Source organism: Actinokineospora sp. (genome assembly GCF_050699995.1).
Classification (GTDB): domain Bacteria; phylum Actinomycetota; class Actinomycetes; order Mycobacteriales; family Pseudonocardiaceae; genus Actinokineospora.
The window spans coordinates 1-15,707 of sequence record NZ_JBOHGC010000345.1 but is presented as its reverse complement, the minus strand read 5'-3'; the positions used below and the strand labels follow the sequence as shown (position 1 = coordinate 15,707).

Genomic DNA, 15,707 nt, shown 5'->3' with positions numbered 1-15,707 from the left:
TCTTGCGCCCACCCGTCCGTTGTCTGTTGATGAGTAGATCGCCGTTGCCGCGTCCTCCAGCGGGGTTTGCCCGTAGCATCGCGCGCGTGTCAGTCGAAGATGGTGAGTCGCCCGGGTCGGGGCAGGTGGGCACGGATGACACCGCGTCGTTGGGGCCCCGCGAGCGCGTGCGGCCGACGTGGGGGGAGTCCCTCGCCCGGCACGCCAGTGCGCCGTTCGGTGGGGTGACCGGCAGGCACGCGGCCGTGGGCAGGCACTGGTTCTGGACGCCGCTGCGGGCCGCGCTGCTCATCGGGGTGGTGGCGCTGACCCTTGGGTGGTTCGCGAAGGCGCCTTGTATCCAGCAGTACGACGCGGGCAACGGGCAGCTGGAGCTGGACTGGCGATCCGGCCGCCAGTTCGTGGCCATGTGCTACTCCGACATCGTCCCGCTGTACTCCGCCGAGCGGCTCGACCAGGGTGGCTTCCCGTACCTGACCAGCTGGTTCGACGACGAGGGCAAGCCGACCCAGCACGAGCGGTTCATGGAGTACCCGGTGATCACCGGGATGTTCCAGTGGTTCAACGCCAAGCTCGCCCAGGGCTGGGTGTCGCTGGCCGCCGCCGGGTGGCTGCCGAGTGGGCTGCCGGTGGTCGTCTACTTCGACATCAGCGCGTTCTGGCTGGCGCTGGCCTGGCTGGTGACCATCTGGGCGGTCGCCCGCACAGCGCGGCGCAGACCGTGGGACGCGGCGTTCATCGCGCTGTCGCCGCTGGTCATCGTGCACGCGTTCACCAACTTCGACACCCTCGCCACCGCATTCGCCGCCGCGGGCCTGCTCGCGTGGGCGCGCAAGAAACCGGTGCTCGCGGGCATCCTGCTCGGGCTCGGTGGCGCGGCGAAGCTTTATCCGCTGTTCCTGCTCGGGCCGCTGCTCGTCCTGTGTATCCGGTCGGGTCACACGAAGGTGTGGGCGCGGACGGCGGTCGCGGCGGTGGTGACGTGGGCCGCGGTCAACGCCACGATCTTCCTGCCGGAAGCGACCCGGCGCGGCTGGGGTGAGTTCTTCCGGCGCAACTCGGACCGGGGGGCCGACCCCGACTCGATCTACAACGTGATCATGCATTTCACCGGCTGGTCCGGCTTCGACGGTCCGCTCGCGTTCGGCGAGTCGCCGACGGTGCTGAACCTGGTGACCGCCGCCCTGTTCCTGCTGTGCTGCGCGGGCGTGGCGTTCGTCGCCTGGCACGCGCCGACGCGGCCGCGGGTGGCCCAGTTGGCCTTCCTCGTGGTGGCGGCGTTCCTGCTGACCAACAAGGTGTGGAGCCCGCAGTACTCGCTGTGGCTCGTCCCGATCGCCGTGCTGGCCATCCCGCGCTGGAAACCGCTGCTCGCCTGGATGACGATCGACGCCCTGGTCTGGGCCCCGCGCATGGCCTACTACCTGGGTGAGAGCCAGAAGGGCCTGCCCGAGGACTGGTTCCTGGGGTTCGTCGTCGCCCGCGACATCGCGGTCCTGGCCCTGTGCGCCCTGGTGATCTACGAAATCTACCGCCCGGCCCGCGACCTGGTCCGCCAGTACGGCGAGGACGACCCGGCGGGCGGCGTGCTCGACGGCGCCCCGGACAAATTCATCCTCCCCCGCCGCACCCCTGCCCTCGTGGAATAACGATGCGGGGTTTCGCGCTGTGACCTGACGGCCCGCCCGCTCGGTCGCCGCGCCGCCGAAGGCGGCGCCATGTCACAGGAGGAACCCGGTGTCCGGACAGCGACGAGGCTTCTTCCTCGGTCTCGGCGCGTACCTGACCTGGGGTTTCTTCCCCCTCTACTGGCCGCTCCTGGCACCTGCCGGTCCGATCGAGATCCTCGCCCACCGCATCGTCTGGTCACAGGTCGCCGTCGCGGTTCTGACGATCGTGGCCCGCCGCTGGACCCGGCTCAAAGCCGTTTTCGCCGACCGCCGCCGGTTGGCATTCATCGGCGTCGGCGCCGTGGTGATCGCGGTCAACTGGGGCGTGTACATCTACGGCGTCAACAGCGGGCAGGTCGTGGAGACCTCGCTCGGGTACTTCATCAACCCACTGGTCACGATCCTGCTCGGCGTGGTCGTCCTCGGCGAACGGTTACGGCCCGGTCAGTGGATCGGGCTCGCCATCGCGTTCGCCGCGGTGGTCGAACTGACCTTCGACTATGGCCGGGTGCCGTGGATCGCGGTGATCCTGGCGTTCTCGTTCGCCACCTACGGGCTGATGAAGAAGAAGGCCGACGTCGGGTCGACCGAGGGCCTCACGATCGAGACGATGGTGCTCGCCCCCATCGCGCTGACATTCCTGCTCGCCGGCGGCAGCGGAACCTTCGGCCAGGCGGGCTGGCTGCAGGCGGTCCTGCTCGTGGGCACCGGCGTGATCACGGCGGTGCCGCTGCTGATGTTCGGCACGGCGGCGACAAAGGTATCCCTGACGACGCTCGGCCTGCTGCAGTACACCGCGCCGGTCGTCCAGTTCGCGGTCGGCCTGCTCGTGTTCCACGAAGCCATGACGACGGCACGCTGGGTCGGCTTCGGCCTGGTGTGGCTGGCGCTTGCCGTGATCACCGTGGAATCACTGGTGAGCAGGCGCCGGACCGCGCTGCGCCCGATCGAGCGCCAGGCCGAGTTGGTCTAGACCCGCGCCGGGGTCTCGACCTCGTCCTCGTCGACCGCGAAATCCGCCGTCAGGAACGCGATGAACAGACCCACCAACAGGCCCGCGCGTCCCCACACGCCGATCATGACCAGCTGGGCGCTGAAGCTGTCGTAGACACCCGACGGCAGCCGGGCGGCGATCCTGGCGAACCACAGGAAGATGCCGACGCCCATGGCGAAATCGGCGACGAAGTACGCCGCGATCCAGCCCCAGCGGATCCTCAGCAGGACGAACATCGGGACCAGCCACAACGTGTACTGCGGCGAGTGGACCTTGTGCAGCAACAGGAAGCCGCACAGCATCGCCGCGGACACCGCGACCCACGGGTATGTGCGTTCGCGCTGGTAGCGGACCCAGCCCACCGCGCACGCGGCGATGAACGACGCGATCACCAGGACCGGTGAGGCGAAGCTGATGAACTCCTGCACCGAGTCGTTGCCCGGGTCGGAGTCCGGGCGGAAGCCCCAGAACCAGATCGAGTTGGCCGTGATGTCGGCCTTGCGCTGGCCCTGGAAGACGAACGACGCCAGCCAGCCCTCGAAGCCCGCGACCGCGAACGGGATGTTGACCGCGATCGCCGTGCCCACCGCGATCAGCGCCACCCGGACCATGCCCGCCACGTCACGGGTCTTGCCCTCGGCCAGCTCCTTGCCGCCCCGCCCACCGGTCAGGACAAAGAGCATCAGCGGGAGAACGAAGATCGCCGGATACAGCTTGAACGCGAACCCGAGGCCGAGGAGGACCGCACTCACCGATGCACGCTGCATCAGCGGGCGGTCGACACCGCGCTTGCCCCAGCCGCGGTGCACGACGTAGACAGCGGCCACCGCGCACAGCACGACCGGGAGCTCCCAGTTGTGGAACGCGTAGAGCACCAGCGGCGGCGACAGGGCCCAGATCAACGCCCGCCAGCGCGAGAGCCTGCCGAGCAGCCACGCCGTCACCAGGCCGAATGGCGCCATGAGCAGCGCCGAGGCCAGCAGGAAGCCCGCGTCGGTGTCGGCGAACAGCGCGCCCGCCCAGATCATCAGCCCGGTGAGCACCGGGTACTCGACGGTGCCGCCCGCGAGCTCACCGTTCTCGTTGATCGACCCGTGCACGTACGGGAACACATGGCGGTCGACGTCGCGGCCGATCCAGAGGAACTGGATGTCGGAGTAGCAGACGTCGGCGTACTTGCGCTCGTGGAAGTCGGGCCCGCTGCGTCCCCACTGGTCGAACTCGGGGCCCGCGCACCTGTCCTTGTTCGCGAAGCCGAGCAGCAGGGTGAACCCGCAGAGGAGCACGAGCAGGGCCAGAGACGCGCGACCGAGCCGGAGCACCGTCGAACTGTCCTGCGGTGCCTCGGGCACTGCGCTTTCCGCCTTCCCTGACACCGCCACCCCCGCGGGCACGGCGCTCACCGGCCGAGCGCCTCGCGCAGGAACGCGATGTCCTCCGCCTGGCCGTCGGACGGGGTCTCGACCACCACCGGGGCGCCTGCCGCCGCGACCACGTCGACTAGTTGCTTGGCGTCGATCGTGCCAGTCTTGATGTTGGCGTGCCGGTCGCGGGTCGAGCCGAACTCGTCGCGTGAGCTGTTCAGGTGCACCAGGTCGATCCGCCCTGTGATTCGCATCACCCGATCGGTGATGTCGACCAGATCCTCGCCCGCCGCGAACGCGTGGCAGGTGTCGAGGCAGAAACCGGCGCCGAACTCGCCGACGGCGTCCCAGAGCCGGGCGAGCATGTCGAAGCGGCGGGCCATGGCGTTGTCGCCGCCCGCGGTGTTCTCGATCAGGATCGGCACCGCGAAGCCGCCGTCGGCTTGCTGCCGCTCGAAGAACTTCCGCCAGTTGTCGATCCCGATCGCGGGGTCCTCGTCGGCGCCCAGGTGGCCGCCGTGGACGACCAGGCCCTTGGCTCCGACCTGGGCCGCGCCCTCCGCGTGCTGCACGACGAGCTTTCGCGACGGAATGCGAATCCGATTGTTCGTCGAGGCGATGTTCACCCGATAGGGCGAATGGACGAACACCGTCAGATCGGACGCGAGCAACTCCGCGGTCTGCGGATGGGGCTGTGGTGCCTTGAAGCTCTGCGGGTCGGACAGGAAGAACTGGACGACCTCGGCCTCGCGCTCGCGCGCGGCACCGACGGGGTCGTCGTCGCGGACATGGGCACCGATGCTCATGGATCGCGAGCGTAGTCGTCGGCACCCACAGACAAGACCCTCGGTGGCAAGCAGATGCCCTGCACGGGTGATTTGCACCTAATCAGGCCTGGTCGCCGTCACGATGAGCGGTTACCGTCGTTTCTTTCATAGAAGCTACTTGTCGGTATCCTGAAGGGGTGACCATGCGACGCCGCTACAAGACGTTCGCCACCGGCCTCGTCCTTGTGCTGGGCGGAGCGCTCGCAAGCCTCACCTCCGGCACCGCGGCGGCCGCGTCCCCCATCGTCCTGGGCGACTGCTCGACAAGCGTCCAGGGAACTCCTGGCACCCCGATCTCCCTGAGCCCCGCCGCCGTCCTCGACCCAGTGCTGTCCGTGGTCCGCGCGGTTCCGCTGGTCGGGGGGACCCTGGCGGGCGGGGTCAGCACCGCTGTCTCCGGCATGGGCAACATCCCCATCGGCACCATCCCCTCAGCCAACACCACCATCTCCGGCGGCACCATCGCCGCCGCGGCCGTGCCCCGCATCCGTAGCGCCATCCAAGGTGTGCCGCTGATCGGGCCAGTTCTCGGCGGCATCGTCACCGGCGTGCAGGACGCACTGACCTCGGGCTGCGCCGTCGTCGTCACCGTGGTGAACACCGCTGCCGCGCCTGTCCAGGAAGGCACCAAGGCTGTCGCGGGCGCGGTCGAGCAGGGTGTGGCGGCGTTGCCACTGCCCGGCAACCCGACAAACCCCACCCAGCCGCCCGGCACCACCCCGGGCGCTCCCGGCGGCGGGACCGGCGGCACCCCTGGCGGCTCGAACGGCGGCGGCGCGCTCCCGGGCTCGAACCAGCCCGTGGTCGGCGGCGTCCCCAGCGCGGGCGGCATGTTCTTCAGCCCGAACTACAACTTCGGCCGCTCGCCGACGGCCGACTACTCGAACCTGCCGTTCGCCAAGGCCGGACTGTTCTCCCCGTCGCCCGGCGTCCGCTACGGCGGCGGCGTCCCCGGGTACTCGCCGCAGTTCGGCATCCTCGGCACGAACAACGACACCGACGGCGTCCAGGCCGCGGGCCACGCCGACGCGCTGACCCCGATCGGCGGCAACCGCATCGCGTTCCCGATCCTGCTCGCCGTGCTGGCCCTGTCCGGCGTCACCGCCGCACTGGTCCGGACCTGGGTTCTCCGCCGCATGACCGCGTGACTTGATCGCCGGTCTATCGTTCACCCGGTAGTGGCGTACGACACGGAAGGGTGTACCGGGTGCGGCGACTGATCAGCTCTGCTCTCGCATTGCTCGCCGCGGGTGCCGCGGTCTCCCTCGGACCGGCGCAGGCCGGTGCGGCCCCCATACCGTTCGTCGCCGTGGACTGCTCCCAGTCCGTCATCGCCTTCAAGGGCCAGCCGGTCACGCTCGCCCGGATCGCGGTCGCGGGCCTGGTCAGCCAGGCCGTCCGCGAGACCGAGGGACTGGGCATGCTGCGCGGGACGGCCGTGGGCATCGCCTTCCCGCTCGGCGCGTCGATCCCGGTCGGCGAGGTCCCCGACGGAGCGGGCGAGATCCCAGGGTCGGTGATCGCGGACGCCGTGGCGACCGTCGTGCGCCCGATGGGCGAGTTGGTCCTGCATACCGACGCAGCGGTCGCGCGCGTCCACCAGCTGATCACCGAGAAGTGCGGCATGGCCGTGCGCGCGCTCAACCCGTCGAAGACCGCCCCCGGCAACAAGCCCGGCGGCCCGGCGGGCAACCCGGCGACCACCCCGAACGCCCAGCCGGTCGGCGGCTACACCGTGCCCGACCAGCTCCGACTCTATGACGGCGCCGCGCTCGCCGGGGCCGCCAAGCGCGACTACGGGTCGATCCCGTTCGCCAAGGCGGGGCTGTTCGTGCCATCGCCCAGCGCCCGCTACGGCAGCATCCCCGGCTACAGCCCGGAATTCGGGTTGCTGAGTGGCGACACCGACACCGCGGGCTTCCGCACCGCCGGTGACGCTCAGGCGCTGCCCGCGGGTGCGGGCAACACCGTCGGCCTGCCGATCCTGCTGGCGGTTCTCGCGTTGTCGGTGGTCACTGGTGCACTGGTCCGCACCTGGGTGCTGCGCAGGGCCTGACCGGCCGCTGTTACGCTCTGTCCGCAGACCCTCCTGCCACGGAATGTCCGTGGCCGCGAGTCCACAGGAGGTGAGTGGTCTTCATGCGTCATTACGAGGTTATGGTCATCCTCGACCCCACACTCGACGAGCGCACTGTCGCTCCGTCGCTCGACACGTTCCTCAACGTGATCCGCACGTCGGGCGGAAACGTCGAGAAGGTCGAAATCTGGGGCAAGCGCCGCCTGTCCTTCGAGATCAAGAAGCACGCCGAAGGCATCTACGCCGTGCTCGACATCATCTCGGAGCCCGCGGCTGTGAAGGAGCTGGACCGCCAGCTGTCCCTGCAGGAATCCGTGCTGCGGACCAAGGTCATGCGGCGCGAGAACGCCTGACGGGACAGGGAGGCAAACGATGGCTGGTGACACGACGATCACGGTGGTCGGGAATCTGACCGCCGATCCTGAATTGCGCTTCACCCCGTCGGGTGCTGCCGTGGCCAGCTTCACGGTCGCGTCCACCCCCCGCACGTTCGACAAGGCAAGCGGCGAGTGGAAAGACGGCGAAGCGCTCTTCCTGCGGTGCAACATCTGGCGACAGGCGGCCGAGAACGTGGCCGAGTCGCTGACCCGTGGTTCGCGGGTGATCGTGAGCGGACGGCTCAAGCAGCGGTCTTACGAGACCCGCGAGGGCGAGAAGCGCACGGTCATCGAGCTTGAGGTCGACGAGGTCGGCCCCTCGCTCAAGTACGCGACCGCCAAGGTCAACAAGGTCAGCCGAGGCACCGGTGGCGGCGGCGGTTACGGCGGCGGTGGCTCCGGCCAGTCCGCTCCGCCCGCTGACGACCCGTGGGGCTCCGCACCTCCGTCAGGCGGCGGTGGCGGCGGCGGCTTCAACGACGAGCCTCCTTTCTAAAGCGCACTGCACCGCGCTCACCCCAGACTCTTTCACTAGATAGAACCCAGGAGTAAGACGTGGCCAAGCCACCGATTCGCAAGCCCAAGAAGAAGGTCTGCGTGTTCTGCAAGGACGTGAAGAAGGACCGTCCGGTGAACATCGACTACAAGGACACCACGCTGCTGCGCAAGTACATCTCCGACCGCGGCAAGATCCGCGCGCGTCGCGTGACGGGCAACTGCAGCCAGCACCAGCGGGACGTCGCCATCGCGGTGAAGAACGCACGCGAGGTCGCCCTGCTTCCCTACACCTCGACCGCTCGCTGATCAGGAGGAGACGCATCATGAAGCTCATCCTCACCACTGACGTGAGTGGACTTGGTGGCCCCGGCGACGCCGTCGAGGTCAAGGACGGCTACGGCCGCAACTACCTGCTGCCCAAGGGCTACGCGATCCTCGCCACCAAGGGTGCCGAGAAGCAGGTCCAGGTCATCCGCCGGGCCCAGGAGGCCAGCCGGATCCGCGACCTCGACCACGCCAAGGAGGTCAAGGGAGCGCTGACCGCACTGGGCAGCGTGCCGCTGGCCGCCAAGGCCGCGTCGAACTCGGGCAAGCTGTTCGGCTCGATCACCACCGCCGACATCGTCGCCGCCGTCAAGGCGGCCGGTGGCCCGGTGCTCGACAAGCGCGCGATCGACCTCGCCGGCCACATCAAGACGGTCGGCAAGCACTCGGTCAACGTGCGGCTCCACCCGGACGTCACCGCCGCCTTCACCGTCGAGGTGAACGCGGCGGGCTGACCCCCGTCCAACCGAAACCGCCCCTTCCGCCGCGAGCGGAAGGGGCGGTTTCGCGTTCGCACCCACTGTCCCCAAGTTGTCCACAGGTCGTGTTCACCCACCGGGGTGACGCCCGTGACGACACGCCGAAGCGGCGATTAATCGCGACACGCCGGGCGATCGTGGGAGAGTTTTCTCCACACCTTGTACACAGCCTCTGACCTGGGCGTTCTTATGAGACTGATGTAGTTATCCCCAAGTTGTACACAGGTACGCGGGCAGCTGTACGCAGGTGTCCCAAAGCATCCACAAGTTATCCACAGTTGTGTCCCCAAGGTCGTTTGCAAGCGGCCGATCGGGGTTCTAGCGTCGGCCCGGCGGCACCGAAATGTCGCCGTGCCGCCGTGCCGACGTACCGTCGGACCGAACAGATGTGCGAAGGAGGGCCGCGTGGCGCTGACCGATGACCGCTCTTTGCCGCCGATGCCGAGCGGCCCCGAGCACGGTCTCGACCGGCAGCCACCGCAGGACCTCGCGGCCGAGCAGAGTGTGCTCGGCGGCATGATGCTGTCGAAGGACGCCATCGCCGACGTGATCGAGGCGCTGCGCCCCGGCGACTTCTACCGCCCGGCGCACCAGATGATCTACGACTGCGTGCTCGACCTGTACGGCCGCGGCGAACCCGCCGACCCGATCATGGTCTCCGCCGAACTCGAACGCCGCGGCGAACTCCGCCGAGTCGGCGGCGCCCCCTACCTGCACACGCTGATCGCGACGGTCCCGACAGCGGCGAACGCCGGCTACTACGCGGAGATCGTCGCGGAGAAGGCGATCCTGCGCAGGCTCGTCGAAGCGGGAACAAGGATCGTTCAACTCGGCTACCAGGGCGCCGAGGGCGCCGACGTCACCGAGATCGTCGACCGCGCGCAGGCCTCCATCTACGAGGTCACCGAACGCAGCATGAGCGAGGACTACGTCGCGCTCGAGGAACTGCTGCAGCCCACCATGGACGAGATCGACGCCATCGCCTCCCGCGGCGGCAACTCCCTGGGCATCCCCACCGGCTTCGCCGACCTCGACGAGGTCACCAACGGCCTACACCCCGGCCAGATGATCATTGTCGCGGCGCGACCTGGTGTCGGCAAATCGACCCTGGGTTTGGACTTCGCGCGGTCCTGTTCGATCAAGCACGGCATGAGCAGCGTCATCTTCTCGCTGGAAATGAGCAAGACCGAGATCGTCATGCGCATGCTTTCCGCCGAGGCGCGCATTCGGCTCGGGGATATGCGTGGTGGTCGGATGAGCGACGACGACTGGACGCGGCTCGCGCGGCGGATGAGTGAGATCAGTGAGGCGCCGATCTTTGTCGACGACTCGCCCAACATGACGATGATGGAGATTCGGGCGAAAGCTCGTCGGCTCAAGCAGCGGCATGACCTGAAGCTGGTCGTGGTCGACTACCTGCAGCTGATGACGTCCGGCAAGCGGGTCGAGTCGCGGCAGCAGGAAGTCTCCGAGTTCTCCCGTCAACTCAAGCTGCTGGCCAAGGAGATCGAGGTGCCGGTGATCGCGATCAGTCAGCTGAACCGTGGTCCCGAACAGCGAACCGACAAGCGCCCGATGCTGTCCGACCTTCGTGAGTCCGGCTCCCTGGAGCAGGACGCCGACATCGTGCTGCTGATCAACCGTCCGGACGCGTGGGAACGCGACGACCCGCGTGCGGGTGAGGCAGACTTGATCATCGCCAAGCACCGTGCCGGTCCGACGGCCACCGTGGTCGTCGCGCACCAGTTGCACTACAGCCGGTTCGCCGACCTCGCCCAGGGCTGAGCACGGACCCAGCATCGGACGTCGCCTGCGCGGCCAGTTTCGGTGTTGCCGTTGAAAGCTCGCGACCGGTGGCCGCTCGGGCGACGCTGCGGCGGACCACTCGGTGCATGACCGTGCGGCGCGGCAGGTCGAGCCAAGCGGCTTCGACGTCGGACTCGGGGCGCTTGACCCAACCCGGCCACTTTACGGCGGAACCCTGACAAGCGAATCACCACACGTGCTCGTCCGGATGGCCCAAAACCAAAACCGGTCCTGACCTGGTTGGAATACTTCAGCAAGCACCGACGTCATGGTATGTTGAACATTCAACCTCTACGGGATGGCGACATGACCACGTCGAGCAGGCAGCCGGTCCTCTACCTCAGCCACGGCGCTCCGCCGTTGGCCGACGACCAGTTGTGGACGCGTCAGCTCGCCGACTGGTCCTCGACCATCGACAAGCCGACGGCGATCCTCATCGTGTCCGCGCACTGGGAGGAGGCGCCGCTGACCTTGGGGGCCACCGAGACCGTCCCGCTGATCTACGACTTCGGCGGTTTCCCCGAGCGCTTCTACGACGTGAAGTACCCCGCGCCCGGCGCGCCGGAACTGGCCGCGAAGGTGCGTGGTCTGCTGCGCGGCCCCGCGACGCCGACCGCTGACGACCCGCACCGCGGACTCGACCACGGCGCTTACGTCCCCTTGGTCGAGATGTATCCCGACGCCGATGTGCCGGTGTTGCAGATCTCGATGCCCACGCTCGACCCTGCCGCGCTTGTCGATATCGGCCGCAAGCTCGCGCCGCTGCGCGACGAAGGCGTGCTGATCATCGGCAGCGGGTTCTTCACCCACAACCTGCACGCGATGACTCCGCACCTCGGCCCGGACCACGCGCCGCCGTCGTGGTCGAGCGAGTTCGACGACTGGGGCGACAAGGTGATCGAGTCCGGGGACTTCGACTCACTGCTCGACTTCGAGAACAAGGCGCCCGCCGCGCGGCTCGCGCATCCGCGCACCGAGCATTTCGCGCCGCTGTTCGTCGCGCTCGGCACCACTGTGGACACTCTTCGTACTCAACGTTCGGTGATCGAGGGGTTCTGGTTCGGTTTGGCGAAGCGCTCTTGGCAATTCGATTGACCAAAGATCACCGGTACGGGTGGTATGCGGTGCTTGAATTGGCATAGGGGGACAGGGAAGGGTTCTGCGCAAGTCTCGGCGACGGAAGGCGCGGGCCGATGAGCGCGGTTCACCTAGCGGCACCTCTCGTGCCGGATTCCGGTTGGGACGACCTCGTCGCGGAACTCCCGTATGGGCTGGTCCTGCACGACGAACACGGGTCCGTGGTGGTGGCGAACGCCAGTGCCGCGGAGTTGCTCGACCTGCCGCCGCACCACTTGCGCGCGGGCACGAACCCTCCGGACTGGCGCCTGTGCGACGACTCCGGCTCCCCGGTTCCGAGCATGCCGGAACTGGCCCGCCAAATCGGTCGCGCCGGATCGTCGACGACCATGCCGTTCGTGGTGACCCGGGCCGATAGGCCGTACCGCAGGCTGTGGGCCGACATTCACCCGGTCACGCACCGCGGACGCGGGATGATCTTGCTGGTGATCCGCCCGGTCGAGTCCGAGCCGGTGCGATGCCTGCTCGACCCGACCACCGGGCTGCCGCACCGCGCGCTGCTGTTCGACCGGATCGAGCAAAGCCTGGTGCGGGCCCGGATCCACGGGACCCGGACCACGCTGGTACTCGCGGATCTTCGCGGTCTGGGCAAGGTCAACCGGGATCTCGGCTTCGACCGCGGCGACGAGTTGCTGGCACTGCTGGCAGACCGGCTGCGGTCGGGACTGCGGGCCGACCAGACCGTGGCCCGCTACACCGGCGGGACGTTCGCCGTCGTCACCGATCACTCCTCGGGAACCGGTGAACACCTCGCCGCGCGGATCCGTGTGGTCGCCGAGGGCGCCGGGCGCATCGGTGACCGGGAGATCGACCCTGTTCTTCGGACCGGCTGGTCGACCAGCGGCGGCGACGGCACGGTGCACCGCTTGGTGTCCCAGGCGGAGACCCGGCTTCGGGAAAGCTGAACCAACACGAAAGAAAGGCCCCGCCTGGATGGCGGGGCCTTTCTCATTTTCCTAGCGGGGGATGGGCCCGGAGCGGGAGGTAGTGAACCCCGGGCCCATCGCGCCGATCAGTGGTCAGCCGATCGGGAAGTGCCCGAACACGCCGGCGAGCTTCGCCTTGGTGTCGTCGAGCGAGGGCAGCGCCGGGGCAGGCGTGCGGGGGGCCGCGGCGGTGGGCAGGGCAACCGGGGTCTTCAGACCCGCGATGGCGGGGGTCTTCAGATCCGCGAGGGCGGGGGTCTGAACCGGCAGCTTGTCCAGCTTCGGAGCCTGGAACAGGTCACCCGAGAACACGCCGCGCAGGTTGTCCAGGCCGGGCATGGCCGGAGCAGCGAAACGCGGGGCGGCGGGCTTGGGGGCGGTCGGCGCGGGAAGGTTGACCTTCTTGCCGTTCAGCTCACCGGTCACACCGGTCAAGCCCGCGAGCGGGTTGCCGGCCATGGGCTCCTGGATCGACGGGACGCCGCCGGTCACGCCCGACAGCGAGTCGGTGCCGAAGCCACCGAGCAGGCCGCCCAGCATGTCGCCGCCGCCGAGGCCGCCGAGCAGGCCGGACAGCGGGTCGGCCGCACCGGTACGGGCCTTGCCCGCCATGGGCAGCGAGCCCAGACGCGGCATCGACGGCAGGCTGGTGGCCTCGAGGCCACCGGTCTGCGGCAGCTCCAGCTGTGGGGTGTCCTCGCCCACGGTGATGTTGCTTTCGTTGGTGGCGAAAGTCATGGCCTCGGCCAGGATCTCGACCGGCACGTTGTAGATCGGCGCGTTGATGCCGATCGGCAGGTCGCCGTCGATGCCGGACAGGCTGCCCATGTCGCCGGAGGTGGTGGAGGTTCCACCCGCCGTGCCGTTGGTCAGGTTGTCCGAAACCGCGAGAGAGTCGCTGACCAGGACGGCCACGGCGTCACCGTGCGGCTGCAAGACGGCGGCCGCGGGAACGTCGAGCAGGTTGCCCGAGAGCTGGCCGAAGTCGCCGTTGGTGGTGATGTCGCCACCGGAAACGGCGTTGGTCTCGTTGGCACCGGCGGCCGTGTCCTGGCCACCGATCGCCGAACCGGACAAGCCGAAGCCCTGCACGATCGGCAGCAGCTGCGCGGCGATGACGTTGCCCGCGATGTTGCCGTTCTCACCGGAGGTGACAACCGTTCCACCGGCGGTGGAGTCGGTGGTGCTCTGCGCGGCGGCGTCGTTCGAGCCGAGGACCGCTGCGCCCGAACCGAACAGCTGGCCCGCGCCCGCGACCGGGGCGCTCACGACGTTGCCCGTGCCAGAACCGTCCTGGCCGTTGGTCTGCGCCCAGCCACCCGAGGTGGAGTCGACGTCGTTCGTGCCGGTCTGGGTGCCGTGGCCGACGACAGTCGCGCCGTCGTTGAAGCCCTGGACCGGGAACGCGACCGGCACCTGGGCGATGTTGCCCGCGAGCGAGCCGCCGTCCCCCTTGGCCTTCGAGTAACCGCCCGCGTCGATGTCGCTGGTGGTGTCGGTGTGGGCGTCGGTGTCGGCGATCACGCCGCCACCGTTGCCCGTGAGCTGCACCGGGCCCGCGACGGGGACGGTCGCCAGGTTGGACGCGAGGGTGCCCGCATCATCCACGGTGTTGTTGTCGCCACCCGAGCTGGTGACCTTGTTCTCGGTGGTGGTGGTCTCCGACGTGCCCGCCGCACCGACCGTGTTGCCCAGGCCCTCGACCGGCAGAGCGACCGGGACGGTGCCCGCGTTGCCGCTGCCGACGCTGTCGTTGCCCGTGGTGCCGGCGTCGCCGCCCGCCTCGGTAAAGCTGTCGTTGACGCAGACCGCGCCCGCCTGGCCGCCACCGGCGCCCGTGTTGCCGCAGGCGTCGATCGGGGCCGCGACGGAGGGCTCGGCCACCAGGCCGGAGAGCACACTGTCGTCGCCGATGGTGTACGAGTCGCCACCGGCGGTGGAGGAGACGGCGTTGACCGAGTCGGTCGTCGCGTTGCCGATGACGGCGCCCGCGTTGCCCGAGCCCTGGGTCGGGATCGCGACGGGAGCGTGCGCGATCGAGCCCGCCAGCGTGCCTTCTTCACCGGAGGTGATGTTGCCGCCACCTGCGGCGGCGTCGCCGCTGCTGTCGCAGACCGACTCGCTGATGCCGATACCCGCGAGCGCGTTGCAGTTCACGGCGAGCGGGCCGGAGAGCGCTGGCTGCACGATGTTGCCCGAACCGGCGCTCGGCGCGCCGTCGGTGGTGATGTAGTTCTCCGAGCCGAAGATGCCCGGGGTCTCTTCGCCTGCCTGCGCGTACGCGTTGCTGGAGTTGAGGGTGCCTGCGATGCCGACCAGGCTCACGGCGTTGCCGTTGCCCTGCACCGGGACGGCGACGGGCAGTGCGCCCACGTTGCCGGACAGCGCGCCGTCTTCACCATTGGTCAGGATGGTCCCGCCGGAGGTGGCGTCCGACGAGCTCGCCGAGTCCGACATGGCGATGCCCGCGGCGGAGACCGCGTTGCCGTCGAGTTGGACCGGGGTCGCGCCCTGGCCCGCCAGGACGTTGCCCGAGAGAGCACCGCCGTGGCCGTCGGTCTCGATGTCGCCGTCGGCGTTGGCCGTCTGCGACGAGGTGTTGTACGAGTCGGCGGTGCCGCCGGCGGCGATGGCGTTGCCCGTGATCTGAATGGGCGCGGCCCACATCAGGGAGACAACGTTGCCCGCGAGGCCGTCGTGCGATCCGTCGGTGACGATCGGGTGGTCGTGGCAAACCGTCTGGTCCGAGGAGTTCTCGACATAAGCGTCGCCGAGGATGGCGATCGCGTTGCCGGAGATGTCGATCGGGACGACCAGGTCGCCGACGATCTTGTTGCCGCGGAAGATGTCGCTGTCGGACCCGAGGGACTTCGGCGAGACGCCGGTCGGGGCCAGGGTGCTCAGCGGGCTACCCGCGAGGGCGCCTTCGACGGGCGCGAGGCCGTCCATGGTCGGCAGACCGTCAGTGGGCAGCCCGGCGGTGGGCAGACCGTCAGTGGGCAGACCGTCGGTAGGAAGATCGGCGGTGGACAGACCCGCCGTGGGGAGACTGGCAGTGGGCAGACCGTCGGTGGAAACACCCTCGGTGGGAAGACCCGTCATGGGCAGTCCGCCGGTGGGCAGGACCTCGGTGGGCAGGACCTCGGTGGGCAGCCCGGTCGTCGGCAGTCCCGTCGTCGGCAGCCCCGTCCTGGGCAGTCCGCCGGTGGGCAGGACCTCGGTGGGCAG

General features: G+C 69.0%; 14 protein-coding genes. 11 read left to right on the top strand and 3 right to left on the bottom strand.

All coding sequences use genetic code 11. From position 1 onward, the window contains the following. Positions 1-29 precede the first annotated feature (29 nt). Together ACRDSQ_RS17020 and rarD are read left to right on the top strand one after the other, a co-directional pair. Positions 30-1,649 (top strand): glycosyltransferase family 87 protein, encoded by a 1,620-nt coding sequence (locus ACRDSQ_RS17020; protein WP_431422313.1) that lies wholly within the window; start codon positions 30-32, stop codon positions 1,647-1,649. Between the two features lie 88 nt (positions 1,650-1,737). After that, positions 1,738-2,643 carry an EamA family transporter RarD gene (rarD, locus tag ACRDSQ_RS17015; protein ID WP_431422310.1) on the top strand — a complete coding sequence of 302 codons (906 nt, stop codon included), beginning with the start codon at positions 1,738-1,740 and terminating at the stop codon, positions 2,641-2,643. Here the strand turns inward: rarD and ACRDSQ_RS17010 are convergent. Together ACRDSQ_RS17010 and ACRDSQ_RS17005 are read right to left on the bottom strand one after the other, a co-directional pair. After that, a complete protein-coding gene (locus ACRDSQ_RS17010; protein WP_431422308.1) occupies positions 2,640-4,067 on the bottom strand; it encodes a glycosyltransferase family 87 protein in 1,428 nt (475 codons plus the stop codon). The genes rarD and ACRDSQ_RS17010 overlap by 4 nt on opposite strands. Then, positions 4,064-4,834 (bottom strand): deoxyribonuclease IV, encoded by a 771-nt coding sequence (locus ACRDSQ_RS17005; protein WP_091376793.1) that lies wholly within the window; start codon positions 4,832-4,834, stop codon positions 4,064-4,066. Before ACRDSQ_RS17005 ends, ACRDSQ_RS17010 begins: the two co-directional genes overlap by 4 nt. Positions 4,835-4,998: 164 nt before the next feature. Between ACRDSQ_RS17005 and ACRDSQ_RS17000 the strand changes: the two genes are divergently transcribed. The 9 genes from ACRDSQ_RS17000 (at position 4,999) to ACRDSQ_RS16960 (ending at position 12,458) form a co-directional block, all read left to right on the top strand. Further along, a complete protein-coding gene (locus ACRDSQ_RS17000; RefSeq protein WP_431422312.1) occupies positions 4,999-6,003 on the top strand; it encodes a hypothetical protein in 1,005 nt (334 codons plus the stop codon). Positions 6,004-6,062: 59 nt separating this feature from the next. Further along, on the top strand, positions 6,063-6,911 hold the full coding sequence (locus tag ACRDSQ_RS16995; protein WP_431422307.1) for a hypothetical protein: 849 nt from the start codon (positions 6,063-6,065) through the stop codon (positions 6,909-6,911). An 83-nt stretch (positions 6,912-6,994) separates the two neighbouring features. Next, positions 6,995-7,285 carry a 30S ribosomal protein S6 gene (gene rpsF / locus ACRDSQ_RS16990; RefSeq protein WP_091377087.1) on the top strand — a complete coding sequence of 97 codons (291 nt, stop codon included), beginning with the start codon at positions 6,995-6,997 and terminating at the stop codon, positions 7,283-7,285. A 19-nt stretch (positions 7,286-7,304) separates the two neighbouring features. Beyond that, entirely contained in the window at positions 7,305-7,805 is a 501-nt protein-coding gene (locus tag ACRDSQ_RS16985) for a single-stranded DNA-binding protein (protein ID WP_091376798.1), read from the top strand. Positions 7,806-7,864: 59 nt separating this feature from the next. After that, positions 7,865-8,113 (top strand): 30S ribosomal protein S18, encoded by a 249-nt coding sequence (gene rpsR, locus ACRDSQ_RS16980; RefSeq protein ID WP_054053205.1) that lies wholly within the window; start codon positions 7,865-7,867, stop codon positions 8,111-8,113. A 14-nt stretch (positions 8,114-8,127) separates the two neighbouring features. Next, a complete protein-coding gene (gene rplI, locus ACRDSQ_RS16975; protein WP_187221945.1) occupies positions 8,128-8,586 on the top strand; it encodes a 50S ribosomal protein L9 in 459 nt (152 codons plus the stop codon). A gap of 429 nt (positions 8,587-9,015) precedes the next feature. Next, positions 9,016-10,395 (top strand): replicative DNA helicase, encoded by a 1,380-nt coding sequence (dnaB, locus tag ACRDSQ_RS16970; protein WP_431422304.1) that lies wholly within the window; start codon positions 9,016-9,018, stop codon positions 10,393-10,395. A 327-nt stretch (positions 10,396-10,722) separates the two neighbouring features. Then, on the top strand, positions 10,723-11,511 hold the full coding sequence (locus ACRDSQ_RS16965) for a dioxygenase family protein (RefSeq protein ID WP_431422302.1): 789 nt from the start codon (positions 10,723-10,725) through the stop codon (positions 11,509-11,511). Between the two features lie 98 nt (positions 11,512-11,609). Continuing rightward, entirely contained in the window at positions 11,610-12,458 is an 849-nt protein-coding gene (locus tag ACRDSQ_RS16960; RefSeq protein WP_431422301.1) for a diguanylate cyclase domain-containing protein, read from the top strand. A 114-nt stretch (positions 12,459-12,572) separates the two neighbouring features. Here ACRDSQ_RS16960 and ACRDSQ_RS16955 read toward each other — a convergent pair. Further along, on the bottom strand, positions 12,573-15,707 hold a 3,135-nt coding region (locus tag ACRDSQ_RS16955), incomplete at its 5' end, for a hypothetical protein (RefSeq protein WP_431422299.1).

Bases quoted from the DNA above. Each gene is read 5' to 3' on its own strand.
- ACRDSQ_RS17020 (WP_431422313.1), top strand. From the start codon at position 30: ATGAGTAGATCGCCGTTGCCGCGTCCTCCAGCGGGGTTTGCCCGTAGC.
- ACRDSQ_RS17005 (WP_091376793.1), bottom strand. From the start codon at position 4,834: ATGAGCATCGGTGCCCATGTCCGCGACGACGACCCCGTCGGTGCCGCG.
- ACRDSQ_RS17000 (WP_431422312.1), top strand. From the start codon at position 4,999: ATGCGACGCCGCTACAAGACGTTCGCCACCGGCCTCGTCCTTGTGCTG.
- rpsF (WP_091377087.1), top strand. From the start codon at position 6,995: ATGCGTCATTACGAGGTTATGGTCATCCTCGACCCCACACTCGACGAG.
- ACRDSQ_RS16985 (WP_091376798.1), top strand. From the start codon at position 7,305: ATGGCTGGTGACACGACGATCACGGTGGTCGGGAATCTGACCGCCGAT.
- ACRDSQ_RS16965 (WP_431422302.1), top strand. From the start codon at position 10,723: ATGACCACGTCGAGCAGGCAGCCGGTCCTCTACCTCAGCCACGGCGCT.
- ACRDSQ_RS16960 (WP_431422301.1), top strand. From the start codon at position 11,610: ATGAGCGCGGTTCACCTAGCGGCACCTCTCGTGCCGGATTCCGGTTGG.